The sequence below is a fragment of the Paracidovorax cattleyae genome, assembly GCF_900104515.1.
GTDB lineage: Bacteria > Pseudomonadota > Gammaproteobacteria > Burkholderiales > Burkholderiaceae_C > Paracidovorax > Paracidovorax cattleyae.
This window is the reverse complement of record NZ_FNJL01000016.1, coordinates 1-26713: the sequence shown is the minus strand read 5'-3', so window position 1 is coordinate 26713 and position 26713 is coordinate 1. Positions and strand designations below refer to the sequence as shown.

28 protein-coding genes are annotated in these 26713 nt (G+C 66.4%); 24 read left to right on the top strand and 4 right to left on the bottom strand.

All coding sequences use genetic code 11. The features are described from left to right. Positions 1 to 244: 244 nt before the first annotated feature. The 4 genes from BLR05_RS14355 (at position 245) to BLR05_RS14340 (ending at position 3870) form a co-directional block, all read left to right on the top strand. Complete coding sequence (locus tag BLR05_RS14355; RefSeq protein ID WP_092835336.1) at positions 245 to 1459, top strand: flagellin; 1215 nt, start codon at positions 245 to 247, stop codon at positions 1457 to 1459. A gap of 157 nt (positions 1460 to 1616) precedes the next feature. Beyond that, positions 1617 to 3044 (top strand): flagellar filament capping protein FliD, encoded by a 1428-nt coding sequence (gene fliD, locus BLR05_RS14350; RefSeq protein WP_092835334.1) that lies wholly within the window; start codon positions 1617 to 1619, stop codon positions 3042 to 3044. A 102-nt stretch (positions 3045 to 3146) separates the two neighbouring features. Next, positions 3147 to 3557, top strand: coding sequence for a flagellar export chaperone FliS (gene fliS / locus BLR05_RS14345; protein ID WP_092835483.1), 411 nt, complete (start codon positions 3147 to 3149; stop codon positions 3555 to 3557). A gap of 13 nt (positions 3558 to 3570) precedes the next feature. Then, on the top strand, positions 3571 to 3870 hold the full coding sequence (locus BLR05_RS14340; protein ID WP_092835332.1) for a flagellar protein FliT: 300 nt from the start codon (positions 3571 to 3573) through the stop codon (positions 3868 to 3870). Between the two features lie 199 nt (positions 3871 to 4069). Here BLR05_RS14340 and fliE read toward each other — a convergent pair whose 3' ends face one another. Next, on the bottom strand, positions 4070 to 4384 hold the full coding sequence (gene fliE, locus BLR05_RS14335; protein ID WP_092835330.1) for a flagellar hook-basal body complex protein FliE: 315 nt from the start codon (positions 4382 to 4384) through the stop codon (positions 4070 to 4072). A 175-nt stretch (positions 4385 to 4559) separates the two neighbouring features. Here fliE and fliF point away from each other — a divergent pair, with 175 nt between their 5' ends. From fliF to fliR, 13 genes are all read left to right on the top strand, one after another. Further along, the gene (gene fliF / locus BLR05_RS14330) at positions 4560 to 6263 is read left to right on the top strand and encodes a flagellar basal-body MS-ring/collar protein FliF (protein ID WP_092835328.1); all 1704 of its coding nucleotides are present in this window, start codon (positions 4560 to 4562) and stop codon (positions 6261 to 6263) included. Positions 6264 to 6341: 78 nt separating this feature from the next. After that, positions 6342 to 7337, top strand: a complete 996-nt coding sequence (gene fliG / locus BLR05_RS14325) for a flagellar motor switch protein FliG (protein ID WP_013596644.1) — start codon at positions 6342 to 6344, stop codon at positions 7335 to 7337. Continuing rightward, entirely contained in the window at positions 7321 to 8055 is a 735-nt protein-coding gene (locus BLR05_RS14320) for a FliH/SctL family protein (RefSeq protein WP_092835326.1), read from the top strand. Before fliG ends, BLR05_RS14320 begins: the two co-directional genes overlap by 17 nt. After that, positions 8048 to 9472 carry a flagellar protein export ATPase FliI gene (fliI, locus tag BLR05_RS14315; RefSeq protein ID WP_092835324.1) on the top strand — a complete coding sequence of 475 codons (1425 nt, stop codon included), beginning with the start codon at positions 8048 to 8050 and terminating at the stop codon, positions 9470 to 9472. Before BLR05_RS14320 ends, fliI begins: the two co-directional genes overlap by 8 nt. 19 nt (positions 9473 to 9491) lie before the next feature. Beyond that, positions 9492 to 9974: a flagellar export protein FliJ gene (fliJ, locus tag BLR05_RS14310; RefSeq protein ID WP_092835322.1), complete on the top strand. Its 483-nt coding sequence runs from the start codon at positions 9492 to 9494 to the stop codon at positions 9972 to 9974. Next, the gene (locus tag BLR05_RS27500) at positions 9971 to 11392 is read left to right on the top strand and encodes a flagellar hook-length control protein FliK (RefSeq protein ID WP_092835320.1); all 1422 of its coding nucleotides are present in this window, start codon (positions 9971 to 9973) and stop codon (positions 11390 to 11392) included. Before fliJ ends, BLR05_RS27500 begins: the two co-directional genes overlap by 4 nt. 206 nt (positions 11393 to 11598) lie before the next feature. Further along, positions 11599 to 12189, top strand: a complete 591-nt coding sequence (locus tag BLR05_RS14300; RefSeq protein WP_092835318.1) for a flagellar basal body-associated FliL family protein — start codon at positions 11599 to 11601, stop codon at positions 12187 to 12189. An 18-nt stretch (positions 12190 to 12207) separates the two neighbouring features. After that, complete coding sequence (gene fliM, locus BLR05_RS14295; RefSeq protein WP_092835316.1) at positions 12208 to 13212, top strand: flagellar motor switch protein FliM; 1005 nt, start codon at positions 12208 to 12210, stop codon at positions 13210 to 13212. Next, complete coding sequence (fliN, locus tag BLR05_RS14290) at positions 13202 to 13651, top strand: flagellar motor switch protein FliN (protein WP_092835314.1); 450 nt, start codon at positions 13202 to 13204, stop codon at positions 13649 to 13651. The genes fliM and fliN overlap by 11 nt, the downstream gene beginning before the upstream one ends. 16 nt (positions 13652 to 13667) lie before the next feature. After that, a complete protein-coding gene (locus BLR05_RS14285; protein WP_092835480.1) occupies positions 13668 to 14036 on the top strand; it encodes a FliO/MopB family protein in 369 nt (122 codons plus the stop codon). Then, entirely contained in the window at positions 14029 to 14817 is a 789-nt protein-coding gene (fliP, locus tag BLR05_RS14280) for a flagellar type III secretion system pore protein FliP (RefSeq protein ID WP_225979008.1), read from the top strand. The genes BLR05_RS14285 and fliP overlap by 8 nt, the downstream gene beginning before the upstream one ends. 22 nt (positions 14818 to 14839) lie before the next feature. Beyond that, positions 14840 to 15109 (top strand): flagellar biosynthesis protein FliQ, encoded by a 270-nt coding sequence (gene fliQ / locus BLR05_RS14275; RefSeq protein ID WP_092835310.1) that lies wholly within the window; start codon positions 14840 to 14842, stop codon positions 15107 to 15109. Positions 15110 to 15116: 7 nt separating this feature from the next. Next, complete coding sequence (gene fliR / locus BLR05_RS14270) at positions 15117 to 15887, top strand: flagellar biosynthetic protein FliR (RefSeq protein ID WP_092835308.1); 771 nt, start codon at positions 15117 to 15119, stop codon at positions 15885 to 15887. A 25-nt stretch (positions 15888 to 15912) separates the two neighbouring features. Here the strand turns inward: fliR and BLR05_RS14265 are convergent, their stop codons facing one another. Both BLR05_RS14265 and BLR05_RS14260 read right to left on the bottom strand, forming a co-directional pair. Next, on the bottom strand, positions 15913 to 16542 hold the full coding sequence (locus BLR05_RS14265; protein WP_092835306.1) for a response regulator: 630 nt from the start codon (positions 16540 to 16542) through the stop codon (positions 15913 to 15915). After that, complete coding sequence (locus BLR05_RS14260; protein ID WP_092835304.1) at positions 16539 to 17642, bottom strand: hybrid sensor histidine kinase/response regulator; 1104 nt, start codon at positions 17640 to 17642, stop codon at positions 16539 to 16541. The genes BLR05_RS14265 and BLR05_RS14260 overlap by 4 nt, the downstream gene beginning before the upstream one ends. 189 nt (positions 17643 to 17831) lie before the next feature. Here BLR05_RS14260 and BLR05_RS14255 point away from each other — a divergent pair, with 189 nt between their 5' ends. The 7 genes from BLR05_RS14255 (at position 17832) to BLR05_RS14225 (ending at position 24342) form a co-directional block, all read left to right on the top strand. Beyond that, on the top strand, positions 17832 to 18278 hold the full coding sequence (locus BLR05_RS14255; protein ID WP_092835302.1) for a hypothetical protein: 447 nt from the start codon (positions 17832 to 17834) through the stop codon (positions 18276 to 18278). A gap of 49 nt (positions 18279 to 18327) precedes the next feature. Beyond that, entirely contained in the window at positions 18328 to 18690 is a 363-nt protein-coding gene (locus tag BLR05_RS14250; protein ID WP_011797390.1) for a response regulator, read from the top strand. Positions 18691 to 18727: 37 nt separating this feature from the next. Beyond that, positions 18728 to 20899 (top strand): chemotaxis protein CheW, encoded by a 2172-nt coding sequence (locus tag BLR05_RS14245; RefSeq protein ID WP_092835300.1) that lies wholly within the window; start codon positions 18728 to 18730, stop codon positions 20897 to 20899. A 33-nt stretch (positions 20900 to 20932) separates the two neighbouring features. Next, on the top strand, positions 20933 to 21433 hold the full coding sequence (locus BLR05_RS14240; protein WP_092835298.1) for a chemotaxis protein CheW: 501 nt from the start codon (positions 20933 to 20935) through the stop codon (positions 21431 to 21433). Positions 21434 to 21546: 113 nt separating this feature from the next. After that, entirely contained in the window at positions 21547 to 22434 is an 888-nt protein-coding gene (locus tag BLR05_RS14235) for a CheR family methyltransferase (protein WP_092835296.1), read from the top strand. A gap of 26 nt (positions 22435 to 22460) precedes the next feature. Further along, positions 22461 to 23222, top strand: coding sequence for a chemoreceptor glutamine deamidase CheD (gene cheD, locus BLR05_RS14230; RefSeq protein ID WP_013596628.1), 762 nt, complete (start codon positions 22461 to 22463; stop codon positions 23220 to 23222). Positions 23223 to 23241: 19 nt separating this feature from the next. Then, positions 23242 to 24342: a protein-glutamate methylesterase/protein-glutamine glutaminase gene (locus BLR05_RS14225; protein ID WP_092835294.1), complete on the top strand. Its 1101-nt coding sequence runs from the start codon at positions 23242 to 23244 to the stop codon at positions 24340 to 24342. A 51-nt stretch (positions 24343 to 24393) separates the two neighbouring features. On the opposite strand, the gene abc-f is transcribed toward BLR05_RS14225, so the two are convergent. Continuing rightward, on the bottom strand, positions 24394 to 26283 hold the full coding sequence (gene abc-f, locus BLR05_RS14220; RefSeq protein ID WP_092835292.1) for a ribosomal protection-like ABC-F family protein: 1890 nt from the start codon (positions 26281 to 26283) through the stop codon (positions 24394 to 24396). Positions 26284 to 26713: the final 430 nt, after the last annotated feature.

The window sequence follows — 26713 nt, the reverse complement described above, 5'->3', positions numbered from 1 at the left end:
CGAGCAACAGGCGGATGCGGAGGGGTGGGACGGCCTGCTTGTAAGAATTTTTTTCTTCGGAGCGCTCAAGTTTCCCGGCACTCCGCCCGATAACCCAAGCAACAGGTTCACACCAGCGAATTTGTTGACCGGCAAGCGATGGATGGGTTCACGTGACTGCCGCCCCGGTCTTGGCTGCCAGCCTCAGGGGCTGGCGTTGTGATCGGCGGCCTAGCCGGACTTTAGTAACCAAGGAGCGTTTCAAATGACCACCACCATCAATACGAACATCGCTTCGCTCAATGCGCAGCGCAACCTCACCGCATCGCAATCCTCGCTCACCACGTCCATGCAGCGCCTGTCCTCCGGCCTGCGTGTGAACAGCGCCAAGGACGATGCCGCCGGCCTGTCCATCGCCGAGCGCATGAACACCCAGATCAAGGGCTTGGCCGTCGCCGGCCGCAATGCCAACGACGGCATCTCGCTGGCGCAAACGGCCGAAGGCGCGCTGGGCAAGGTGGGGGACATGCTGCAGCGCATGCGCGAACTGGCTGTGCAGTCCAGCAACGCGACCAACAGCCAGAAGGACCGCGACGCCCTGCAGTCGGAAGTGAAGCAGCTGACCAACGAAATCGACCGCGTGGCCAAGCAGACCAGCTTCAACGGCCAGAAGATCCTCGACGGCAGCTTCGCAGGCGCGCTGTTCCAGGTGGGCGCCAACTCCGGCGAGAACATCACCGTGGGCGCGCTGACCAACTCTTCCGCCTCGGGCCTGTCCAATATCCAGTACTCGACGGGCAGCGTGACCTCCATCAGCGCCGCCGACACCACGATCACCGGCTACAGCACCAAGATCGCTGCCGGCTCCATGACCATCCAGGTGGGTTCCGCCTCCGCCATCGACCTGGGCGAAATCAAGGCCGCGGGTTCCGGCGTGGAGCGCCTGGGCCAGGTGGTTTCCGCCATCAACAACAAGTCGGCGGATACCGGCGTGACGGCCTTCCTGACCAAGAAGGACGACGGCTCGTACGACCTGGAGTTCGCATCGTCGAAGCTCAACAGCGCCACGCCGCCGGTGCCGGAAACCATCACGTTCACGGGCTTCTCCGTGGCGAACAACGGCTTCGCCGCCCCGACGCTGGCCGCCGCCACCGGCACGGACCAGAAGGGCATCGACACCCTGACCGTGTCCACGCAGAAGGACGCCTGGGTGGCCCTGAAGAAGATCGACAGTGCCATCGACCAGGTGAACTCCGCACGCGCCGACCTGGGCGCACTGCAGAGCCGCTTCGAGAACGCTTCCGGCAACATCGACATCCAGGGCGAGAACCTGTCCGCTTCCCGCGGCCGGATCGTGGATGCCGACTTCGCCAAGGAAACGGCCAACCTGTCGCGCACGCAGATCCTGCAGCAGGCCGGTACCGCCATGGTGGCCCAGGCCAACCAGCTGCCCCAGGGCGTGCTCTCCCTGCTGCGTTGACAGGGGGCTTATAAGGGGTGGCGGCAGGGGGCCGGCCCCTTCCAAAGCGGCAACAGGGTGGTTCCTGTGGCCGCTTTTCCCGCTTTTGGCGTGGAAGGTTTTTGCCAGAATCGTGTTTCATCAATGAAGACGGGCCGGAAGGCCCCGGGAGATCGACATGGCCATTACCTCGATCGGGATCGGCAGCGGACTGCAGGTGGAAAGCATCATTTCCCAGACCGTCGCGCTGGAGAAGAAGCCCCTCGACAAGCTGCAGGTGACCGCTGACGCCATCCAGACCAAGATCTCGACCTATTCCAAGATCAAGTCCCTGGTCTCCACCCTGTCCGACGCGGCCTCCAAGCTCACGCGCGACAGCGCCTGGAACGGCTTGGCGGTGTCGTCGAGCAACAGCGATGCCGTGTCCGTGGCGGTCTCCGGCGTCGCGAGCGCCACGTCCTTCTCCATGAGCGTGCAGCAGCTCTCGCGTGCGCAATCGGTGGCGTCCAGCTCGGTCGCCAAGGACGCCGCCGTCGGCGCGGGCAACATGACCCTCCAGCTGGGCTCCTGGGATTCCTCCAAGAATCCTCCGGAATTCACTGCCGGCTCCACGGCGGCCTTCAACATCAGCGTGTCCGCCACGGACACGATGACCTCCATCGCCACCAAGATCAACGAAGCCGACGGCGGCATGACGGCCACGGTGCTGCGCGACGCCTCCGGCGAGCGGCTCATGCTGCGCTCCAAGGCCACGGGGGAAACGGCCGGCTTCCGGGTGCAGGTCTCGGAGGATTCCGCCAATCCCGGCCTGTCCAAGCTGGCGTTCGATCCGCAGGGCTCCCCGAACACGGGCATGGCGGCCAACACCGTGCAGTACGCGCAGAACGCCAAGGCCAAGATCAACGGCATCGACATCAGTTCCACGACCAATGTGTTCGCGGACACGATCCCGGGCCTCACGCTGACGGCGTCCAAGGTCACCACGGACGACGTGGATGTGACTGCGAAGTCGGATACGGCCACCATGAAGAAGAACATCCAGGATTTCGTGGACGCCTACAACGCCGTGAACACCCTCCTGGGCGATGTCACCAAATACGATAGCGATACCAAGACTGCTGGAGCGTTGCAGGGCGACGGCACCACCGTCGGCCTGCAGAACACCCTGCGTGCAGCCATGGCCACCGCCACTGGCGGTACGGCGGCGCTGCAGACACTGTCGGATTTCGGCATCCAGATGCAGCGCGGCGGCTCCCTCACTGTCGCTGACAGCACCAAGCTCGACAACGCGCTCAAGACGCCCGATACCCTGAAGGCCTTCTTCGCCGCGGATCCTGCTTCCGGCGATACCAGCACGGGCCTCGGAGTGCGCATCAAGTCGCTGACCTCCACCATGCTGTCGTTCGACGGGCTCATGAACAACAAGACCGACGCACTCTCGGCGGAGTCCAAGCGCAACGCGGACGATCAGGCTGCCGTGAACAAGCGTGCCGACACGCTGGAAAAGCGCATGCGAGCTCAATACACGGCCCTCGACACGCAAATGGCCAGCATCTCCTCACTCAGTTCCTACATGCAGCAGCAGATTGCAAAGTGGAATGCCTGACGCCGTGGCGCCTGCGTTCCTGCACCGATTCCTGCGTGAAATGGCCTTGAGTTCTCCCGTGGTTTGCCGATAAGAAAGGTAAGCAGCATGAAGGAGTTCTCGATGTTTACGCCAGTCAGTTCCCGCGCAGCCTCGGTCTATCGCCAGGTCGGTGTCCAGTCCAGCGTGGATGGCGCATCGCCCCACCAACTGATCCAGATGCTTTTCGACGGTTTGATGCAGTCGCTCAACGCCGCCCGCGGCAGCATGCAGCGCGGCGAAGTGGAAGAGAAGGGGCGCCACATCGGCCGGGCCGTGCGCATCCTGGAGGAGGGCCTGAAAGGCGGACTCAATCCCGCCCAGGGCGGCGAGATCGCATCGAACCTTCGCTCGCTCTATGACTACTGCGTCGGCCGCCTGACCATGGCCAACCTGCGCAACGATGCGGCGCTCGTGGAAGAGGTGGTCACTTTGATTGCTCCCGTGGCCCAGGGCTGGAGCGAGATCGGTGCGCAGGCGCACCGGCCGTCCTGAGGGAGCGCCAGAAATGTCCCATATGCTCATTGACTATTACAAAGCCATCGAAGACAGCAGCGCGCGGATGCTCGAAGCCGCCAAGCTCAAGGACTGGGACGAGGTCGTGCGCTGCGAAGGCGCCTGTGCCGTCCTGATCGAGCAGCTGCGCTTCAAGTCCCAGGACCAGCAGCTGCTGCCCGAGCACCGCCGCGAGAAGACGCGCATCATGCAGCGCATCCTGCGCAATGATGCCGAGATCCGCTGCCTGGCCGAGCCCTGGCTCGCCCAGTTCGAGCACCTGTTCGAGCGCCAGCCGGTGATCATGCACTGACGGGTGCGCCCGCCATGCCGCGGGCCACGCACGGCACCGCCCGGTGCTCCCCGGCGGTGCCGGATGCGCAAATGCCTCGCTTCCTTCGCAGGGAGCGGGGCATTTTTCTTGTGGGGAGCGTGGGGGGCGGGACGGCGAAAGGGCCCTTCGCGAGGGCCCGCTGACCGGCACGCCGCGCCTTGTGGCGCAGGGCCCGCGGTCAGACCTGCATGTTCATGATGTCCGTGTAGGCCTGGACCATGCGGTTGCGCACGTGCAGTGTCGCCTGGAAGCCCACCTGGGCCTTCTGGATGGCGATCATGGTTTCCTCCAGGCTCACGGACGGATTTTCCATCTGCACTTCCTGCTGCAGCCCGCTGGCCCGGTCCTGGGCGGCGCTGACGGACTGCAGCGCGCCCTTGAGCGCCGTGGAGAAGCCGACTTCCTGGCCGGAGGCTTCCGGCGCGGCCGTGGCACGGCGCGCCAGGCCGGCGCCCGTCAGGGGAGCGGTGGAGCTGGAGATGCGGAGGTCCATGGCGGGCGGAGGAGGGGGTTGCGGGATGGTGCAATCGTAGGGCCCGGAGCCGGCAGCATCCTGGCGAATAGCTGGGAAAACGGGCGCCTTATCCGGCTGCCGGAGGGGAGGCGGGCAGCCAATAATCGCGGCACGCCAGATCCCGTGTGCCGTGGCGGTCCCCTTGGAAAGCACCATGTCCGCAGTCGCCGAAATCCCCGTCGCTCCCCCTGCCAGCCCCAGCGTGCCGTCCGTGCTCCAGCGCTTTTCCGCGCTGGACCGTTCCAAGCGGCTGCGCTTCGGCGCAGGCATCGCGCTGCTGGTGGCTGCGGTGGTGGCCGCGGTGGTGCTCAACCGCCAGCCGGACTACAAGGTGCTGTTTTCCAACCTGAGCGACAAGGACGGCGGAGCCATCGTGGCCCAGCTGTCCACCATGAACGTTCCCTACAAGTATTCGGAGGGCGGAGGCGCCATCCTGGTGCCGGCCGAGCGCGTGCACGATGTCCGCCTGCGCCTGGCCACCCAGGGCCTGCCCAAGGGCTCGGTGACCGGCTTCGAGCTCATGGAGACCAACCGCTTCGGTGTGACGCAGTTCCAGGAGCGGCTGAACTTCCAGCGCGGGCTCGAGGGCGAACTGACCCGCTCCATCCAGGCCCTGTCGTCCGTGCAGAGTGCCCGCGTCCACCTGGCGCTGCCCAACCAGAACGGATTTTTCCGCGAGCAGCAGAAGCCTTCCGCTTCCGTGCTGCTGAGCCTCTACCCCGGACGCTTCCTCGACCGCACCCAACTGGCCGGCATCGTGCACCTGGTGGCGTCCAGCGTGCCCGAGATGTCGCCTTCCGCCGTCAGCGTGCTCGACGATACCGGCAAGCTGCTCTCGCAGTCCCCCGACACGGCCGCCGGCAGCGCCATCGACGGCCAGCAGCTGTCCTACGTGCAGCAGATCGAGCAGCAGTACACCCGCCGCATCCTGGACATCCTGGAGCCGGTGGTCGGCAAGAACAACGTCAAGGCCCAGGTGACGGCCGAGGTGGATTTCTCGCAATCGGAGCAGACGTCCGAGCAGCACCGTCCCAACCAGACGCCCGACAGCAGTGCCGTGCGCAGCCAGCAGGTGGTGGAAAGCTCCGGCGGCACCCAGGGCAACCAGCCGCCGGCCGGCGTGCCGGGCGCCGCCAGCAACCAGCCGCCCCAGCCGTCCACCGCCCCCGTCAACGGCGCCAACCCCGCTCCCACGGCCGGCAACGGCCAGCAGGGCCAGGCTGCCGGTGCCAAGCGTGAATCCATCACCAACTACGAAGTGGACAAGACGGTGCGCGTCACCCGTGCCGGCAGCGGTGCGATCAAGCGCGTCAGCGCCGCCGTGGTGGTGAACTACCAGGCCATCGCCGAGGCGGCGGGCAAGGCGCCGCAGGCCAAGGCCTTCACGCCCGAGCAGATCGAGCAGATGACGGCCCTGGTGCGTGAAACCATCGGGTACAACAAGGATCGAGGCGATTCCGTGAACATCATGAACACCCAGTTCCTGGTGGACAACGCGCCGGCGGTCGAGCTGCCGCTCTGGAAGCAGCCCGAAATGATCGAGCTGGCCAAGAGCCTGGGCTGGCCGGTGGGCATGTCGCTCTTCGCCGCGCTCATCCTGCTGGGGCTGGTGCGGCCTGCGATCAAGGGCATGAACCAGCCGCCGGCGCCCGCCGCGGCGGCGGCCGCCTCGGGCCGCCAGGTGGATGCGATCGAGGCTGACGAACCCGAGCGCCCGGCCCTGGCCGCACCCACCAAGCCGGAAGACCTGATCCAGACCCCCGAGCAGATGCGCCTGGAGGAGGCGCGTGTCCTGGCCAAGGAAAATCCCATGGCTGTCGCCAACATTCTCAAGGTGTGGGTAAACGGCGAGTCTTGAAACGCGGCCGCCATCCGTCGATGATGGCGCCGATGAGCACTCCCACCCACCCCTTTCCCTACAGACCGGTGACCTTCCATGGATGAGCAAGGCCTGAACGACGCGGCGATCCTGCTGATGTCCCTCGGCGAGGAGGAAGCTGCCGAGGTGTTCAAGCACCTGTCTCCCAAGGAGGTGCAGAAGCTCGGCGAAACCATCGCCCGCATGCGCTCCGTCTCCAAGGACAAGGTGGACGGCGTCATCAACCGCTTCTCCAACGACGCCGCCGCGCAGAGCCTGCTCGTGTCCGACACCAGCAATTACGTCCGCGCCGTGCTCAAGCGTGCACTGGGCGACGACAAGGCCGCGCTGCTGATCGACCGGATCTTGCAGGGCGGCGACGTCTCGGGCATTGAAAGCCTCAAGTGGATGGACCCGCTCTCCGTGGCGGAACTGCTGCGCAACGAGCATCCGCAGATCGTCGCGGCCATCCTCGTGCACCTGGATCCCGAGCAATCCGCGGCGGTGCTGATGCAGCTGTCGGACCGACAGCGTGGCGAAGTGCTGCTGCGCGTGGCCACCCTCGAGGGCATCCAGCCGACGGCGCTCAAGGACCTCAACGAAGTGCTCTTCAAGGTGCTCGCCGGTGGCGACAAGATCCGCAAGAGCTCCCTGGGGGGCGTCAAGGCGGCCGCCGAGATCATCAACCTGCTGGGCTCCAACATGGACACGGTGGTGCTGGAGTCGATCCGCGGCTACGATCCCGACCTGGCCCAGAAGATCATGGACAAGATGTTCGTCTTCGACGACGTCAACAAGCTGGACGACCGTGCCATCCAGACGGTGCTGCGCGAAGTGGCCTCGGAGACCCTGGTGGTCGCGCTCAAGGGCGCCCAGCCGGAACTGCGCGAGAAGTTCCTCTCCAACATGTCCTCGCGGGCCGCGGAAGCCATGCGCGAAGACCTGGAGTCGCGCGGGCCCATGCGGCTGTCGGAGGTCGAGGCGCAGCAGAAGGAAATCCTCAAGACCGTGCGGCGGCTTTCCGACGAGGGCCAGATCGTGATCGGAGGCGGTGGCGATGACGCATTCGTATAGTCCCCGCGGCGCCTATACGCGCTTCATCCCGAGCGAGGAGATCGCCGATGTGACGCAGTGGCATTTCGGCGCCGTGGACGGCTCCGACCTGCTTGCGCCGGTCGAGGTGCAGCCCGAGGCCGCCGAGTTGCCGCCCCCGGGCATCGACGAAGCCACCCACCTGGCTGCGGTCGAGGCCGCGCGTGAGGAGGCCTTCGCCCAGGGCAAGGCCCAGGGCGAGGAGGAAACCGCCCTGGCGTGGCAGCAACGCATGGACGACTACATCGGCGGACAGGGCCGGGAGACCGCCGCGCGCCTGGAGCGTCTGGTGCTCGCGGCCGACGCCGGGCTGAACGATCTGCAGCAGCGCATGGCGCAGGAGATCCTGGATCTGGCCTGCGACATCGCCCGCCAGGTCGTCCGGCAGGAGCTGTCCAGCGGGCCGCAGGCCCTGCTGCCCGTGGTGCGGGAGGCGCTGGGCATGCTGGTGGCCGAGGGGCGCCAGGCCACGGTGCGCATCCATCCGTCCGACTGGTCGTTCCTGGAGCAGCCGCTCACCACGGAGTACGCCGGGGCGAAAATCCAGTGGGTGCCGGATGCCTCCGTGGGCGAGGGTGACTGCCTGGTCGAATCCGCGGGCACGGTGGTGGACGGCTCGCTCGACAGGCGCTGGCGCCGCGCCATCGCGGCCCTGGGGCTGTCGTCGGCCTGGAAGATCGAGGAGCCGGGCCATGGCTGACAGCGCCACCGTGCCGGATCCGCAACTGCAGGATTCGCCCTGGGATGCGTTCCTGTCCGGTGCGCGCGGGCGCCTGGCCGAGGGCTCGGCGCTGGAAACCCGCGGAACCCTGACGCGCCTGACCGGGCTCGTCCTGGAGGCTGCGGGCATCCGCGTCCCCGTGGGATCGCAATGCCTGGTACAGATGCCGGGCCACGAGGCCGTGCTGGCGGAAGTCGTCGGCTTCTCGGGCGACCGGGCCTTCCTCATGCCTGCGGGCGACATCCACGGCCTGTCCAGCGGCGCGAGCGTGGTGCCTGCCGCGCCTTATGTCCCCGTGCCGCGCCTGGGCGATTCCTCGCGTCCATCGACGGCCGCGGGCATTCTGCGCCTGCCCATGGGCGACGGCCTGCTGGGCCGCGTCGTGGACTCGCAGGGCCTGCCGCTCGACCATGGCGGGCCGGTGCAGGACGTATCCTCCGAGCCCATGGACCGGCGCCAGATCAACGCCATGGACCGCGACCCCGTGCGCGAGATGCTGGACACCGGCGTGCGGGCGATCAATGCGCTGCTCTCCGTGGGCCGGGGGCAGCGCCTGGGGCTGTTCGCGGGCTCCGGCGTCGGCAAGAGCGTGCTGCTCGGCATGATGGCCCGATACACCCAGGCGGATGTCATCGTCGTGGGGCTCATCGGCGAGCGCGGGCGCGAGGTCAAGGAATTCGTGGAGGACATCCTGGGCGAGCAGGACCGCGAGCGGGCCGTGGTGGTCGCCGCGCCGGCCGATGCGCCGCCGCTGCTGCGCATGCAGGGCGCCGCCTATGCGACGGCCATCGCCGAGCACTTCCGGGACAAGGGCAAGCACGTGCTGCTGCTCATGGATTCGCTCACCCGCTATGCCATGGCCCAGCGCGAGATCGCCCTGGCCATCGGCGAGCCGCCAGCCACCAAGGGCTATCCGCCGAGCTGTTTCGCCAAGCTGCCGGCGCTCGTCGAGCGCAGCGGCAACGGCCTGCACGGCGTGGGCTCCATCACCGCCTTCTATACCGTCCTGTCCGAAGGCGACGACCAGCAGGATCCCATCGCAGACTCGGCCCGGGCCATTCTCGACGGCCACATCGTGCTGTCCCGCGCACTGGCGGAGACCGGGCACTTCCCGGCGATCGACATCGAGCAGTCCGCGTCGCGGGTCATGCACAACGTGGCCTCGCGCGAGCATTTCGACCTCGCGCGCCGGTTCCGCGCCGTGTACTCGCGCTACCAGAAGAGCCGCGACCTGATCCAGGTCGGCGCCTACATGAGCGGCTCCGACCCTGCGCTGGACGAGGCCATCCGCCTGCAGCCGGCGATGGCGGCCTTCCTGCAGCAGAACATGTTCGAGGCATCCCCCATGCAGGACAGCCTGCACGCCATGGCGGCCGTGCTGGGCCTGCAGGCCTGACCGAAGGAGCAGTACCGCCATGGCCTCCCTCAATGCCTTCCTGGTCGCCGTCGAGATGGCGGAGCGGCAGCGCGACGCGGCGCGCCAGGCCCTGCAGGATCTCCAGCGCGCCCGGATCGCTTCCGAGGCCCAGCTGGAGCAGCTGCAGGGCTACGCGCACGAGACGGAAGGACGCTGGGGCATGCGCGCCGACGCAACGGTCAAGCCGGAGGTCATGTTCCACCACTACCATTTCATGGACCGACTCGGGTATGCCATGGGAGTTCAGAGCAGCGTGATCGGCGAGCAGGAAGGGCGCGTGCGTGCCGCGGGCCAGGCCCTGCTGCAGGCCGAGCTGCGCGTCGCGGCGCTGCGCAAGGTCGTGGAACGCCGGCGCCACGACATCGCCCAGGCCGAGGCGCGGCGGGATCAGAAACAGACGGACGAGCGCGCCGCGCTGCGGTTCGGCAAGGCCCCGGGTGCGGGGCAGGGCCCTGGCGGGCCAGAGGAGCCATCGACATGAGCAACGACATCCAGAACCGCACGGCCCGCGCGCCGTCTTCGTCCCATGCAGCGCACGAGTCCAGGGGCGCCCGGGGCGCCAGCAAGGCCGGCAGCGCAACCGCCGCGGATGCCGGCACCGACGCCGCCAGCGGCCAGGGCGGTTTTTCGATGCTGCTGGCATCGCTCGGGGCGGGGCCGGACGGTACCGATACCGGCGCGCTGCCGGGTACGGACAATGGCCTGGGGGCCGCGCTGGCCAGCAGTGCGCTGGCTGCGGATACGCTCCCGTCCGGCGGTGCGGCGGGCGCTATCACGGGCGCACCGGGGATGAATCCGCTGTCCATGGCGCTGCAAGGCATGGTGCCGGCCGGCACGGCCGGGGCCTGGCCTGCCACGGCGGGCTCCCTGGGCGGCGGGGCGGGAGGCTCCCTGGCGCAGGGGCTCCGCCCTGCAGGGCTGATGGATGCGAGCAGCCTGGTGGGCCAGACGGCGCTGATCGACGGGGCCGGGGATCTCTCCGGGACTGCCGCCAACGCGGCCGGCAAGGCCTTCGCTGCGTCCCGGGGCGGCATGGCGCGGTCCGGGCATGCCGCCATGGGCGCAGGTGCCGGCCCCACTCCCGATACGGCCGGTGCCGGTGGCGGTCTGTCCGTCCCGGTCCTGGGTGGCAAGGGCGGCGATCTTCCCGGAGCGCATGCCCTGGCCCAGGCCATGGCCTCTGCGTCCTCCACATCGGCGGAGGCGACAGCACAACCAGACCGGCGCGAGGCGGGCTCCGCCGCAGGTCTGCAGGCCGGCGCGCGCGGGGGGGAGGCCTCCATGGCCGCGGCTTCCGCTGCGGGCGGCGCTCTGCAGGATATGGCCCGGCAGGCGGGAGGGCGGGCGGAGGTGGCCCCGACGGCGGCTTCCGGCATGGAGCGGACCGTGGTGCCGGCATCGCTGGACGGCTCGCAGGCACCAGGTTCCTTCGCCGCGGGCGCTACCGGGGACGGGACGGCCGGTGTACCGGACGCCTCGCAGATTCCCATGGAAGACCAGATTGCCGAACAGGTGGCCTACTGGGTGCACCAGAAGACGCAGAATGCCGAACTCACGATCGACCGGGACGGCCAGCCGGTCGAGGTGTCCGTGTCGCTGACGGGCAACGAGGCCCATGTCGCATTCCGCAGCGACCAGTCACAGACCCGGGACATGCTGGACACCAGCGTCGCCCAGCTGCGCGAACTGCTGCGCGGAGAAGGCCTGGAACTCGCGGGCGTGTCCATCGGGCAGTCCGGCGCGGGCGCTGGCGGCGACGCCTCGGGGCGGCCATCCGGGCGTGGCGAGGGTGGCGCGCGCGTCGGCCGCGTGCAGGCGGCTGCAGGGACCGTGCAAGGGGCCGCAGACATCCCCCGGCCCTCGGCCCGTCCGGACCGCGCACTGGACGTCTTCGCCTGAGTCCGTGCGGTGGGCCGCGGAGGGGCTTGCACAACAGCTGGAAAGAGGGCGTTTCCGCCGCTATTCTGGCTATTATCCGCCGCGCCAGTACCCAATAATGGCCTCTAGCGGAAGGTACGTGCTCGATGACGGGCGCGGAGCCCTTCCAGGGTGCCCGGTCCCGGCCAGCCCCTCTCCACCGAATCCGTTGCGCAAGGAAACCCAACGTGTCTGCCTCCCCCCCTGCCGCAGCCGCCGCCAAGCCGAAAAGCAAGAAGCTGGTCCTCATCATCGCCATCGTCGCGGTGCTGGTGCTGGCCGGCGGTGGCGCGGCCTGGTTCTTCCTCTCCAAGCGCAGCCATGGCGACGAGGACGAGGAGGGCGGCGGAGGCCACGCCAAGGCCGCTGCGCCGGCCGAACACAAGGAAAAGGTGGCGCCCATCTTCCTGCCGATCGAGAACATGGTGGTGAACCTCGCCGACCCCGGAGGGGAGCGTTTCGCCCAGATCGGCATCACGCTGGAACTGGCGGACGCCAAGACGTCCGAGCAGATCAAGCAGTACCTGCCCAGCATCCGCAGCGGGATCCTGATGCTGGTGTCGCAGCGCACCGCCCAGGAACTCCTCGGGCGCGAAGGCAAGGAAAAGCTGGCCACGGACATCCGCCGCGAGGTGTCCAAGCCCCTGGGCTATACCGCGCCCAAGCCGCGCAAGCGGCCCGCCAGCGACGAGGAAGAGGACGGCGAGGAGGCTCCACGCCCGAAGGCCGACAACAACCCCGTGCGGCAGGTGCTTTTCTCCAGTTTCATCATCCAGTGACCCGGCAGGAGATTTCCCATGAGCGAGTCATTCCTTTCCCAGGAAGAAGTCGATGCCCTGCTGGAAGGCGTCACGGGTGAAAGCCAGAAGTCCGTCGAAGAGGCTGCGGACACTGGCGCCATCCGCAACTACGACATCTCCAGCCAGGAGCGCATCGTCCGTGGTCGCATGCCGACCATGGAAATCGTCAACGAACGGTTCGCCCGCAACTTCCGCATCGGCCTGTTCAACTTCATCCGGCGCAGCCCCGAGATTTCGGTGGGCACGGTGTCCGTGCAGCGCTACAGCGCCTTCCTGCGCGAGCTGGCGGTGCCCACGAACTTCAACATCGTGGCCATCCGCCCCCTGCGCGGCAGCGGCCTGATCGTCTGCGAGCCGTCCCTCGTGTTCGGCATCATCGATACGCTCTACGGCGGCGTCGGAAAATTCCAGACCCGGATCGAGGGGCGCGACTTCTCCCCCACCGAGCAGCGCGTCATCAACCGCCTGGTCGATGTGATCTGCGCCGAATACAAGAAGGCCTGGCACGGCATCTACCCGCTGGAGCTGGAATACCAGCGCTCCGAGATGCAGCCGCAGTTCGCCAACATCGCGACCCCGAGCGAGATCGTGGTGTCCACCGCCTTCCAGCTCGAGATCGGCGACCTGTCGGGGGCCATCCACGTCTGCATGCCCTATGCGACGCTGGAGCCGATCCGCGACGTGCTCTACTCCTCGACGCAGGGCGATTCGATCGAAGTGGATCGCCGCTGGGTGCGCGTGCTGACGCGCGAGATCCAGGCGGCCGAGGTCACCCTCGTGGCCGAACTGGCCCGCGCGGATGCCACCGTCGAGCAACTGCTCGCCATGAAGCCCGGCGATTTCATCGAACTCGACCGCGAGCCGCGCATCCAGGCGTCGATCGGGGGCGTGCCCATCTTCGAGTGCCAGTACGGCACGCACAATTCCAAGTACGCCATCCGCATCGAGGAGTGCCTGCGCAACCCCGATCTGAACTGGCTGGGAGAGAAAAATGTCAACTGACGGCGACAACAGCAACGACAACGACGGCAAGGCCGCAGCGGACGACCCGTTCGCCGGCTGGGCCGAGGCGCTGGAGGAGCAGAAGAGCTCCGACGAGCCGCAGCCCACGGACCAGGGCGGCCCTCTCGCGGGCGAGGCCGTGCGCCCCTTCTCCTCGAGCAACGAGGCGCCGGTCAACGACATCAACATGGTGCTGGACATTCCCGTCCAGCTGTCGGTGGAACTGGGCCGCACCAAGGTGCCGATCAAGTACATCCTGCAACTGGCGCAGGGCTCCGTCGTCGAACTCGACGCCCTGGCCGGCGAGCCCATGGACGTGCTGGTCAACGGCTACCTGATCGCCCAGGGCGAGGTCGTGGTGGTCAACGACAAGTTCGGCATCCGGCTGACCGACGTGGTCACGCCTTCGGAGCGGCTGCGCCGCGTGAGCCGTGGATAACGCCTCGGGCGCCGGCATGGCGCAGACCCTGATCGTCGTCGTCCTGTTCATCGCCGCGGTGGCGCTGCTGCCCTGGCTCATCCGCCGCCTGCAGCAACGCCAGGCGGGCGCCGCGGGCTCCGGTCCGGGCGCGGCGGCCAAGGTGCTCTCCGCCGTGCCGGTGGGGCCCCAGCAGCGGGTGGTGACGGTGGAAGTCGGCCCGGAGCACCAGCGCGTCTGGCTGGTGCTGGGCGTCACGGCCCAGCAGGTGCAGTGCCTGCATGTCATCCATCCTTCCGCTGCAGAGCCGTCGCCCCTGGCCCATGTTCCACCACCGCACACGTCCTTCGCCGGCGAGATGGTGGCGGCCACCCGGCGCCAGGATGCGCCCGCTGCGCATGGCTGAGGCCGCGCGCTCCTGCGGCATCCGGCCGCGGCATGCCGGCCTGGCCGCGGCGGGTGCGCTCGCCTGTGTGGCACTGGCTCCTTCCGCCTGGGCGCAGGCTGCCGGCGGCGGCAGCCTCCCTGTCCTCATCGGGGCCGGCGCGGGCGGGACCAGCTATTCGGTGCCCATCCAGACGCTGCTGTTCTTCACGGCACTGTCCTTCCTGCCGGCCGTGCTGCTCATGATGACCGGCTTCACCCGCATCGTCATCGTGCTGTCCCTGATCCGCCAGGCGATCGGCACGCAGTCCGCGCCCCCGAACCAGGTCATCGTCGGCCTGTCGCTGTTCCTGACGTTCTTCGTCATGGGGCCCACCTTCGACCGTGTCTATGCGGACGCCTACCTGCCCTACAGCAACAGCACGATCACGTTCGAGCAGGCCGTCGAGCGCGCCGAGGCGCCCATGCGTTCCTTCATGCTCAAGCAGACAAGGCAGTCGGATTTCGCCCTGTTTGCCCGGCTCGCGAAGCTGCCGTCCGGGGCCACGGCGGAGACCGCACCCATGCGCGTACTGGTGCCCGCGTTCGTCACCAGCGAGCTCAAGTCGGCCTTCCAGATCGGGTTCATGATCTTCATTCCGTTCCTGGTCATCGACATGGTGGTTTCCAGCATCCTCATGTCGCTGGGCATGATGATGCTGTCCCCGGTGCTGGTGGCGCTGCCGTTCAAGCTGATGCTGTTCGTGCTGGCGGACGGCTGGAACCTGCTGCTCGGCTCCCTGGCCGCCAGCTTCGTGACCTGACGCCAACGAGAAGGAATTCCCCATGACCTCCCAAATGGTCCTGACGATGGGGCGCGACGCGCTCACGCTGCTGCTCATGGTGTCCATGCCGGTGCTCGGCGCGGTCATGGTGGTCGGGCTGCTCGTCAGCATCTTCCAGGCCGTCACCCAGATCCAGGAGGCCACGCTCGCCTTCGTGCCCAAGCTCATCGCCGCCATGGTCGTGTTCGCGGTGGTGGGCCCCTGGATGATCACCTCCCTTGTGGACTACATCCGGCGCACCATCGAATCCATTCCGTCCGTGGTCACCTGAGCGCGGCGTGATCACCTTCTCCGAGGCGCAGATCATGGCCTGGCTCTCGCCGGTGCTGTGGCCGTTTCTGCGGGTGCTGGCCGTCTTCATGGTCGCGCCGGTGTTCTCGATGCGCAACATCCCCGTCCGGGCCAAGGTCGGCCTGGCCTTCCTGGTGGCTGTGTGCGCGCAGGCCGCGATGCCCGACCAGCCCGTCATCAGCGTCAACGGCCGCGGAGCGCTGGGCGCGGTCGCCCAGCAGGTGGCAGTCGGCATGTCGGTCGGCTTCGCGGTGCGGCTGGTCTTCACCGCGGTCGAGCTGGCGGGCGAGGTCGTCGGCCTGCAGATGGGGCTCAACTTCGCGTCCTTCTTCGACCCTTCCTCCAGCGGGCAGGTCAGTGCGGTGGGCCGCTTCTTCGGCCACATGGCCATGCTGCTGTTCGTGGTCATCAATGGCCATCTCATGGTGCTCATGGCCGTGGTGAAGAGCTTCGACAGCTTCCCCGTGGACGGCAATTTCCTGCAGTCCATCGGCCAGATGCGCCTGCACGAGCTCGGCGCCTCGCTGTTCTCCAGCGCCCTCTGGATCGCACTGCCCATGATCGCGCTGCTGATGTTCGTCAACCTCGCACTCGGCGTGATCTCCCGTGTGGCACCGCAGATGAACATCTACGCGGTGGGGTTTCCGGTGACCCTGACGGTAGGGCTGCTGGGCATCGCCGCCACGCTGCCCATGCTCGAGCAGCCGGTGCTCACCCTCATGCAGCAATCCATCGACCTCTTCGCGTCGCAGCGGTGACCCGGGTGCTCCCTGCCGTGCTGCGTCACACCAGCTGGTTGCGGATGGCGTACACCGTCAGCTCGGCGTTGTTGCTGAGCTTGAGCTTTTCCAGCACGCGCGACCGGTACACGCTCACGGTCTTCGGGCTCAGCATGAGCTCTTCCGCAATGTCCGAAAGGCGCTTGCCGGACGCGATCTTTACCAGCGTCTGGAGCTCGCGTTCGGACAACGCCTCGTGGGGCAGTTCGGGGGCGGGCTGTGCCAGGCTGTCCGCAAGCATCTGCGCCACTTCCGGTGTCAAGTACTTGCGGCCCTTCATCACGGTGCGGACGGCCTCGATCAGTTCCATGGGATCGCCGGCCTTGTTGGCATAGCCCTGCGCACCGGCCCGCAGGCACCGCAGGGCGTACTGGTCCTCGGGGTACATCGACACCACGAGCACCTTGATGGCCGAATCCGTTTCCTTCAGGCTGCTCAGCACCTCCAGCCCGCTGCGGCCCGGCATGTTCAGATCCAGCAGCAGCACGTCGCAGGGCGCCGTGCGCAGGATCTCGCGCAGTTCCGAGTAACCGCCGGCCTCTCCGGTCACCTGGATGTCCGTCGCTTCAGTGAGCGTGTCGCGGATGCCGCGCCGCAGCACGGCATGGTCGTCGCACAGCACGACATGGATCATGGCATTTCTCCTGGGTCCGCTACTCCCTGGCTGTCCTGCGGCTCCAGCGGGATCGACACGATGACCGACGTACCGCGTCCCGGCTGGCTGCTGACGTCCAGCCACCCTCCGACCGTTCTTGCCCGTTCCTGCAGGCCCTTGATCCCGAACGACTTCGGCTTGTCCCGCATGGCGGGTTCCATGCCGCAGCCATCGTCCGTCACCTCCAGCGTCAGCACCCGCTCGCTGTCCGAGAGGTCGATGGTGACCTGCCGGGCCCGTGCGTACTTCGACACGTTGGTCAAGGCTTCCTGCGCCGTGCGGTAGGCCACCAACTGCACGTCGCCGGGCACCTCGATCGTATCCCGGCTGGAATGCAGCCGGGTGGGAATGCCCGTGCGGCGCTCGAAGCTCTCGGCCAGCCACTGCACCGCGGCCACCAGCCCCTGGTCGAGGATGGGCGGGCGCAGATTCATCATGATGCGCTGGCTCGCCTCGATGGCATGCTGCAGCATCTCCGTCGCGCTGCCGGCATGTTCCCGCACGGCGCCTTCCGTGCAATGCCTGGCGATCCAGCCCACGTCGAAGCGCACCGCCGTCAGGGCGCCTCCGATATCGTCATGGATCTCGCGGGCGATCGCCGCGCGCTCCCGCTCGATGGAAATCTGCAGGTGCTCGGTCAGTTCCGCCAGCCGCCTTTCCGATGCCGCAAGGTCGCGCACCGCCTGCTCCCGCGCCCTGCGCGCCTCGTGCACTTCGATGGCGCGGCCGATCACATGCGGCAGCCGGCCCATGTCGTCCTTCAGGAGATAGTCCGCCATGCCCAGGCGGATCGCATCCACGGCCGCCGCCTCGCCGATGGCGCCGGACAGCAGCACGAAGGGCGGGGCATCGCCGCGTTCGCTCACCCAGCGCCACGCGTCCAGCGCCGTGAAACCCGGAAGCCGGTAGTCGGCGAGGACCAGATCGAAACGCTCCGCGTCCAGCCACGCCACGAAAGACTCCATCGTGTCTGCGTGGCGGATTTCATACATCCCGTTGGCGCGGCGCAACGTAATACATGCCAAAGCATGGTCCGCAGGGGAATCTTCGAGATGCAGGATGCGCAGGGGTTTAACCATTACTCCTGAAGCCATATGAACGCTATCATAGGATACATATTGGAACAAACAGCGCGCCAGAGCGCCGTTTGCGCCCTGCGGGAGCGCATTGCCGACCGGGCGGTGCGTCGTTGCCGGTGGTGTGCCCACCAGCGTGTTTGCCGGAATGGATTTAGCGTGCCTTGAGCCGCCTGCTGCCATGGAGAAACCATGCAATCTACGCTAACGGGCCCCGATGAGCCAGGAGTTCAGCTCCCCGTCATGGTGGCCGCAGAACTTCAGGATTCCCTGCTCGTCGTCATGCGCGACCTGCACCGCCTCGAAGGCCTGCTCAGCCATGCGACCGACAATCTGCTCGCGCGCTTCGGAGAGGCCAACCAGGCTCTCTCGGATGAGTTCATCCAGGGCTCCCCTGAACTGCAGTCATTGCGCACCGCATTGAGGAGCGCCGTCACGGAGCTGCAGTTCCAGGACATGGCCTCCCAGCTGATCTGGCACACCACGAAGGTACTGCAGGGCTGCGCGTTCCGGCTTGCCTCCGAAGCCATGGGCTCCGAGGAGGGCGAGGAGGCCGCACCGTTCGCCGAGATGGCGCCAGACCGCCCCAATCCGGTCACCCAAAGCGAGATGGACGCTGGTTCCATTGATCTCTTCTGACCTTGCCCCGTCTGGTTACCTTATATATTCAAGTGAGTTGGAGCCCTAAATGCAATCGATCCTCGCCGTTGATGATTCGCCCTCCATGCGCAAGATGGTGTCCTTCACTTTGACGGGTGCCGGCTACCACGTGGTGGAGGCCGTCGACGGCCAGGATGCCTTGGAAAAGGCGGAAACCCATGACATCCAGCTGGTCCTCGCCGACCAGAACATGCCCCGCCTGGATGGCATCGGCCTCACGCGCAAGCTGCGCGAGCATCCGCGCTTCAAGACCATCCCCATCCTGATCCTCACTACCGAGTCCAGCGACCAGATGAAGCAGGCCGGCCGCAATGCCGGCGCCACGGGCTGGCTCGTGAAGCCCTTCGACCCCAACCGCCTGATCGAAGTCATCCAGAAAGTGATCCGCTGAGCCTCGGCGTCATCCACAAGCACAAGGGGAGCCATTCATGGCCGAAACTTACCAAGAAGGCGCAGGCGGCGATTTCGACCTCAGCCAGTTCTATCAGATCTTTTTCGAGGAAGCTGGAGAGAACCTGGACCAGATGGAGCACATGCTGCTGGACCTGGACCTGAGCGCGGCCAACGACGAAGAACTCAACGGCATTTTCCGCTGCGCGCACTCCATCAAGGGGGGCGCCGCGACATTCGGCTTCTCCGATGTCGCGGAACTCACCCACCAGATGGAGTCGCTGCTGGACCGCCTGCGCAGGCATGAGCTCCAGCCCATCCCCCAGATGGTGGACGTTCTGCTCGAATCCGCTGACGCCTACCGCAGCCTGCTGGCCCGCCATCAGGCCGGAGGCCAGGGAGAAGCCCTCTCCACCGGCGACCTGGTGCGCCGCATCAGCGAACTTGCCGCGGGCGTCGTTCCTGCCGCGGGCCCCGTCACGCCCCCGGCGCCGGCACCGGCGCCCGTGCAGGCCGCCGCGCCAGCTCCCGCCCCCGTTGCCGCTGCCTCGTCGATGCCCGCACCGTCCGGCCCCGGCGTGGCCCGTTCGCTGGAAATCCGCATCGGCCCCGTCGAGCGCAACGAGCAGGCGGACGCCGTCAAGGATCTGTTCCGCGACATCGTCGGCCTGGGCACGATCCGCGACCTGCCCTCCGACCAGGCGGGCGTGCGCGTGTTCGGGGTCGAAACCACCTCCACGGACGACGACTTGCTGGATCTGTTCGCATTCCATGTCTCGAAGGAGCAGGTGCGGATCACCGCCGCCGGTGCGTCCGAAGCCGATCCTGCCGAAGAGGCTCCCGGCGTGGCCGCTGCGCCTTCCGCCCCCGGCGGCGCACTGGAGGCTTCCTACGGTTTCTTCCCGGGTGCCCCCGGCATGCCTGGGGAGCGCTCCGAGTCCGCTGCCGCGGGCGCCTCCGCCGGGGCCTCCGAAGGTGCCGCTTCCAGGCAGGTGGCCGCCGGCGGCCGCGCCTCGGAGACCAAGGCCGTCAGCCAGGCGCAGATGGAATCCACCACCATCCGGGTGGCCGTCAACAAGGTGGACCAACTGATCAACCTGGTGGGCGAACTCGTCATCACGCAGGCCATGCTGGCGCAGAACAGCCGCGGCCTCGACGGCGCGGTGTACCAGCAACTGCTCGCGGGCCTGGCGGACCTGGACCGCAACACCCGGGATCTGCAGGAATCGGTGATGTCCATCCGCATGATTCCGATGTCCATCGTGTTCAGCCGCTTTCCGCGCATGCTGCGCGATCTGGCCAACAAGCTGGGCAAGAAGGTCGATCTCGTCACCCTGGGCGAAGCGACCGAGCTCGACAAAAGCCTCGTCGAGAAAATCACCGACCCGCTGACCCACCTGGTGCGCAACAGCTGCGACCACGGCATCGAAATGCCGGCGGACCGCCTCGCTGCCGGCAAGTCCGAGCACGGCACCATCACGCTGTCCGCATCGCACCAGGGCGGCTCCATCGTCATCGAAGTGCGTGACGACGGCCGCGGCCTGTCGCGCGAGAAGATCCTGCGCAAGGCGCGCGAGCGCGGGCTGGATGTTTCCGACCAGATGAGCGATGCGGACGTCTGGGGCCTCATCTTCGCGCCCGGCTTCTCGACCGCCGACGAGGTCACCGACGTGTCCGGCCGCGGCGTGGGCATGGACGTCGTCAAGAAGAACATCGCTGCGCTCAACGGTTCCGTGGAGATCGATTCCGCCGAAGGCTACGGCATGCGCGTCTCGGTCCGGCTGCCCCTCACGCTGGCCATCATGGACGGCATGTCGGTCGGTGTCGGCGAAGAGGTGTACATCCTGCCGCTGTCGTCCGTCGTGGAGTCCTTCCAGGTCAACCCCGACGACGTCAACACGGTGGCCCAGGGCTCGCAGCTGGTCAAGGTGCGTGACGAGTACATGCCCGTCATCGCCCTGGAGCGGACCTTCCAGGTGCCGCGCATCGACCAGAGCAAGTCCAGCAACATCATGGTGGTCGTCGAGGCGGACGGCAGCCGCGTTGCATTGCTGGTGGACGAGCTGCTGGGGCAGCACCAGGTCGTGGTGAAGAACCTCGAGACCAATTACCGGAAAGTGCCCAACGTGTCGGGCGCCACCATCCTGGGCGACGGCACCGTGGCACTGATCCTCGACACGGGGGCCCTGGTCCGCCGGGTCCGCCATTGATACGCCGCTGGGCAGATTGAAGGAGAGCCACTCATGGCGACTGTGATGGAAAAAACGAGCGAAGCGGCTGGCGCTTCCGTGGGAGGAGCCCGCGAATACCTGACGTTCCGCCTCGACCAGGAGGAGTACGGTATCGACATCCTCAAGGTCCAGGAAATCCGGGGCTACGAGCCGCCGACCCGTATCGCGAACGCGCCCGAGTTCATCAAGGGCGTCACGAACCTGCGCGGCACCATCGTGCCCATCGTGGACATGCGGCTCAAGTTCGACTGCTCCAAGGCCGAATACAACAGTTTCACGGTGGTCATCATCCTGAACCTGCGCAACCGGGTCGTGGGCATCGTGGTCGATTCCGTGAGCGATGTCATGGAACTCACGTCCGACCAGATCCGGCTGGCCCCGGAAATCGAAAGCTCCATCGACAGCAACTGCATCGTGGGGCTCGGCTCCGTGGGCGAGCGCATGCTCATCCTTCTCGACATCGAGAAGCTCATGTCCAATCCGGACATGGGCCTTATATCCACGCACGATTGATCTGACGGGAGGGCGAGGCAGACAGGCCCTCCCAAGTCAGCGCGGAACAAGAGTGGCGTTTCACCGGTGCATCGGCCGGTTGCCAGAGATGCGGAACTGAAACGAATCCAACCATGCGCCAGACCTCTTCTTCTTCCGTCCCTCCGCGCGATACGGCGGAGTCCGGTGCCGCCCCGTCCTCGGGACCCCTGGCCCAGGGGCGGGAGTTCGTCTGGACCAATGCGGATTTCTCTCGCGTGCAGGCACTCATCTACCAGCGCGCCGGCATCAGCCTGCACGACGGCAAGCACGCCATGGTCTACAGCCGCCTGTCCCGGCGGCTGAGGGACACGGGGCATACCAGCTTCCACGAATACCTGAGCTGGCTGGAGAATCACGACGGGCCGGAATGGCAGGAATTCGTCAACGCACTGACGACCAACCTCACCGCATTCTTCCGCGAGCAGCACCACTTCGAGATCCTCACGGGACTGCTGCGCAGCCGCCCCTCCGGACCCTGGAGCGTCTGGTGCAACGCCGCATCCACGGGAGAGGAGCCTTACTCCATCGTGATGACTGCGATCGAATCGCTGGGGGCCAATGCCCCCTTCAAGCTCACGGCGAGCGATATCGATTCGCGCGTGCTGGCCACCGCATCCGAGGGTGTGTACCGACTGGACAGCGTGAAGGGCCTGAGCCCCGAACGGCTCCAGAAGTTCTTTTTGCGGGGCAAGGGCCCGAACGCCGGCCTGGCGAGGGTCAAGCCCGAACTGCGGCGCGCCATCGAATTCATGAGCGTCAATCTGATCCGCGACGACTGGCCATTCCGAGAGCCCTTCGACGTGGTTTTCTGCCGCAATGTCATGATCTATTTCGATGCACCCACGCAGCGCAGGGTCCTGGAGAAGATCCACCGCGTGCTGAAGCCGGGAGGCATGCTGTTCGTCGGGCACGCGGAAAACTTCAGCGAATCCCGCGATCTGTTCAATTTGCGCGGCAAGACCGTCTATGAGCGCCGATGAAGGCCGCATTCCGCAAGAAGCCCTCTATGACCCCAAACCGCCCTGGCTCCCTTCCCGCGTCTGGTGCTTCCTCCCCTCCCTCGTCGCTTGACGGGGCTGACCGCCGCCGGGCCCCCCGCATCGCGCCCCTGAGCGCCGATATCTATTCGGCCGCAGCTGCGCCCGCCAAGCAATCGACTTTGCAGGAGCTGAAGGCCCGCTCCCGCCGCCCCGGCGAAGCGTCCTTCTTCTTCTTCGACCACCATTTCCAGCACAACGCGGTCAAGGTACTCCCCGGAGAGTATTTCGTGTCGGACGAAAACCTCGTGATCATGACGGTGCTCGGATCCTGCATCGCCGCCTGCCTGTGGGACAGCCGCAGCCGCGTCGGCGGGATGAACCACTTCATGCTGCCCGACGGCGACTCCAACGACGTTTCCGGCCGCTACGGGTCCTACGCCATGGAACTGCTCATCAACGAGATGCTGAAGCTGGGCGCGCGCAGGGAAACCATGCAGGCCAAGGTCTTCGGCGGCGGACAGGTCATGCACAACTTCACCACCATGAACGTGGGTGAGCGGAACACCACCTTCGTGATGAATTACCTGCAGACCGAACGAATTCCCATCGTTTCGGAAGATGTGCTCGATATCTACCCGCGGAAAGTGGTATTTTTCCCCGTGACGGGCAAGGCCATGGTCAAGCGGCTGGCCCATGCCCATCCGGAAGCCCTGGTCGCGCAGGACGTCAAGGGCAATGCGGCCACCGTGGCCAAGGCCACGGCCGGCGGGTCGGTGGACCTTTTTTGATTGAGAAGGACAAGAGGGAATGAGCAGGAAGATCCGGGTGATCGTGGTGGATGATTCCGCGCTGGTGCGCAGTCTGCTGTCGGAGATCATCAATCGGCAGCACGACATGGAGTGCATCGGGACGGCCAACGATCCGCTCATCGCCCGGGAAATGATCCGCGAGATGAATCCCGACGTGATCACGCTGGACGTCGAAATGCCGCGCATGGACGGCATCGACTTCCTGGGCCGGCTGATGCGTCTGCGTCCCATGCCCGTCGTCATGATCTCCACCCTTACGGAGCGCGGGGCGGAAGTCACCATGAAGGCCCTGGAACTGGGTGCGGTCGATTTCGTGGCCAAGCCGCGCGTGGGCCTGTCCAGCGGGCTCAACGAACTTGCCACCCAGATCGTGGACAAGATCCGCGTGGCTGCCGTCGCCCAGGTGCGCAGGGCGCCCGCGCTGCGCCCGGCCGACAGAGCCGTGCAGCCAGGTGGGGCGGCGCCCCCTGCGCCGGCCGCCACGCTGCTGGGACGCCTTTCCACCGAAAAGCTCATCTGCATCGGCGCGTCCACCGGCGGGACGGAAGCCATTCGTGAAGTGCTCGTGCAGATGCCGGCAGACTCCCCCGCCATCGTCATCACGCAGCACATGCCACCCGGGTTCACGACGAGTTTCGCCGCCCGGCTCAACGGTCTTTGCCAGATCACCGTCAAGGAAGCGGTGAACGGTGAGCGCATCCTGCCGGGCCATGCCTATATCGCTCCAGGTGGCAAGCAGTTCCATGTCGCCCGCAGCGGCGCCAACTACGTGGCCGTGGTGGACGATGGCCCTCCGGTGAACCGCCACAAGCCGTCGGTGGAGGTCCTCTTCAAGTCCGCGGCCGCCGTGGTGGGCAAGAATGCCTTCGGCGTCATGCTCACCGGCATGGGCAACGACGGCGCTGCCGCCATGCGCGAGATGAAGGATGCCGGCAGCTACAACTACGTGCAGGACGAGGCCAGCTGCATTGTCTTCGGCATGCCCCGCGAGGCGATCGCGCACGGCGCCGCCGACGAGATCCTGCCGCTCACCCAGATCGCACCCGCGCTGATCACCCGCCTGCGTGGGGCGACGGACCGCCTCCACCACCGCATCTGAGGCATCGCGGCGACAGCGGCGGAATGCATTTTCCGCCGCGCCTGCCTGCACTCACTGCTCGGACAGCTTCGTCCAGCGTTCCAGGGCCGCCATCAGGTCGTCCTCGATCTCTCCTTCCCGCGCGTGCAGCGCCGCGGCCTGCGCACCGTCGCGGACATAGAGACTGCCGTCCGCCAGTTCCGCGCGGATCGCGTTCTGCTCCGCCTCGAGGGCCGCGATGCGCTCCGGGAGCAGCTCCAGTTCCCGTTGCTCCTTGTAGCTGAGCTTCTTTTTCACAGTCGCGGCCCGCTTGCCGGATTGCGCCGTCGCTTCTTTGGCCACAGGTTCCTGGGCCGCAGGGCGGGCAGAGGCCCCGGCAAGTGCCCGGCTGCGCCGCGACTGCACCAGCCAATCCTGCACGCCTCCCTCGTATTCACGCCAACGCGCATCGCCCTCATAGGCAATGGTGCTGGTGACGACGTTGTCCAGGAACATCCGGTCATGGCTGACGAGGAAAACCGTGCCGTCATAGGATTGCAGCAGTTCTTCCAGCAGATCCAGCGTGTCGATGTCCAGGTCGTTGGTGGGCTCGTCCAGCACGAGGACATTGGCCGGGCGCGCGAAAAGGCGTGCCAGCAGCAGGCGGTTGCGCTCCCCGCCGGACAGCGACCTCACGGGAGACTGTGCACGGGCGGGCGAGAAGAGGAAGTCCGACAGGTAGCTCCTGACGTGCTTGCGCTGCTTTCCTATCTCGATCCACTCACTGCCCGGGCTGATGAAATCTTCCAGGGTCGCATCGAGATCCAGCGCGTGGCGCATCTGGTCGAAATACGCGACTTCCAGATGGGCGCCCCGGCGGACACTGCCCGTGTCCGGCGCCAGTTCGCCCAGGATCAGCTTCAGCAATGTCGTCTTGCCGGCGCCGTTGGGTCCGAGCAGCCCCACCTTGTCTCCGCGGAGGATCGTGGCGGAAAAGTCCTGCACGATGGCTTTGTCGCCGAACGCCTTGGTCACATGCGCCAGTTCGGCCACGATCTTGCCCTGGTAGCCGGATGCGGAACCGGAAGCGATATCCATCCGTACGCTTCCCAGCGCATCCCGGCGCGCCGTGCGGCTGGCTCTCAGGGCTTCCAGCCGGCTGATACGGCTCTGGCTTCGGGTGCGGCGGGCCTCCACTCCCTTGCGTATCCATATCTCTTCCTGGGCCAGCAACTTGTCGGCCTTGGCGGAGATCACCGCTTCCTGCGCCAGTTGCTCGGCCTTTTGCAGCACGTACTGTCCGAAATTGCCCGGGAACGACAGCAGGCGTCCCCGGTCGAGTTCGACGATGCGGGTGGAAATGCGGTCCAGGAATGCGCGATCGTGCGTGATCGTGACCACGCTGCCCGGAAATGCCAGCAGCAGCTCTTCCAGCCATTCGATGGAATCCACATCGAGGTGGTTGGTCGGTTCGTCGAGAAGCAGTACGTCGGGCCGTGTCACGAGCGCTTGCGCGAGGGCGACCCGCTTTTTCAAGCCGCCTGACAGGTCTCCCACGCGGGCTTGCGGATCCAGGTGCAACCGCTGCATCGTTTCCTCCACCCTGCGCTCCCAGCTCCAGCCGTCCACGGCTTCGATCTCGGTCTGCAGCGTATCCAGGTCGGCTCCCATGGCGCTCTCATAGCGTCGCCGCAGTGCGACCACGTGCGCCAGCCCTGCGGCCGTGGACTCGAACACCGTATGCCCTGCATCCAGCAGCGGCTCCTGCGCCACATAGGCAATCCGCAGGCCCTGTTGGACATGCAGAGCCCCGTCATCTGTATGTGCCAGCCCCCCGAGAATCTTGAGCAGGGACGACTTGCCTGCGCCGTTGCGGCCGATCAAGCCCACGCGTTCGCCCGCCTCCAGGGAAAAGTCGGCATGGTCCAGCAGGGCGGTATGCCCGAAGGCCAGCTGTGCGTCGAGGAGGGAGATGAGAGCCATATATAGAGAGGTGGAATACGCAGCCAGGGGGACGTCGTGCCCGTTTGTTTGGGCGGGTTGGCAAAAATGCCTGCACGGCGCTAAATTGTTGCTATACTAGCGGGCTTCGCTACTGAAGATTGCTGTGAGTCCTGAGGGGTTTGCGGTGGATGTAGGTGGCGAGGGTGGTGGAAGAGAAAAGTTTTGCTGAGAGTTGCGCTGGTGATAAAAGCTGGTGTAGAATTCGAGGCTTCGCTGATCTGAGGTGCTGCAAGAGATTGCGGTGGTTGAGGTTGGTGGGTGGTTGGAAGCTGAAAGGCAAATAACCACAGAGTTTGACAGGACTTTAAAAAACCTGTTAGAATTCAAGGCTCCGCTGATTGCAGCGAGTCGAGAAGAAAAGAGAAAATCTGATCTTCTGGTTCCTTAAAAATATACAGCCGATAAGCGT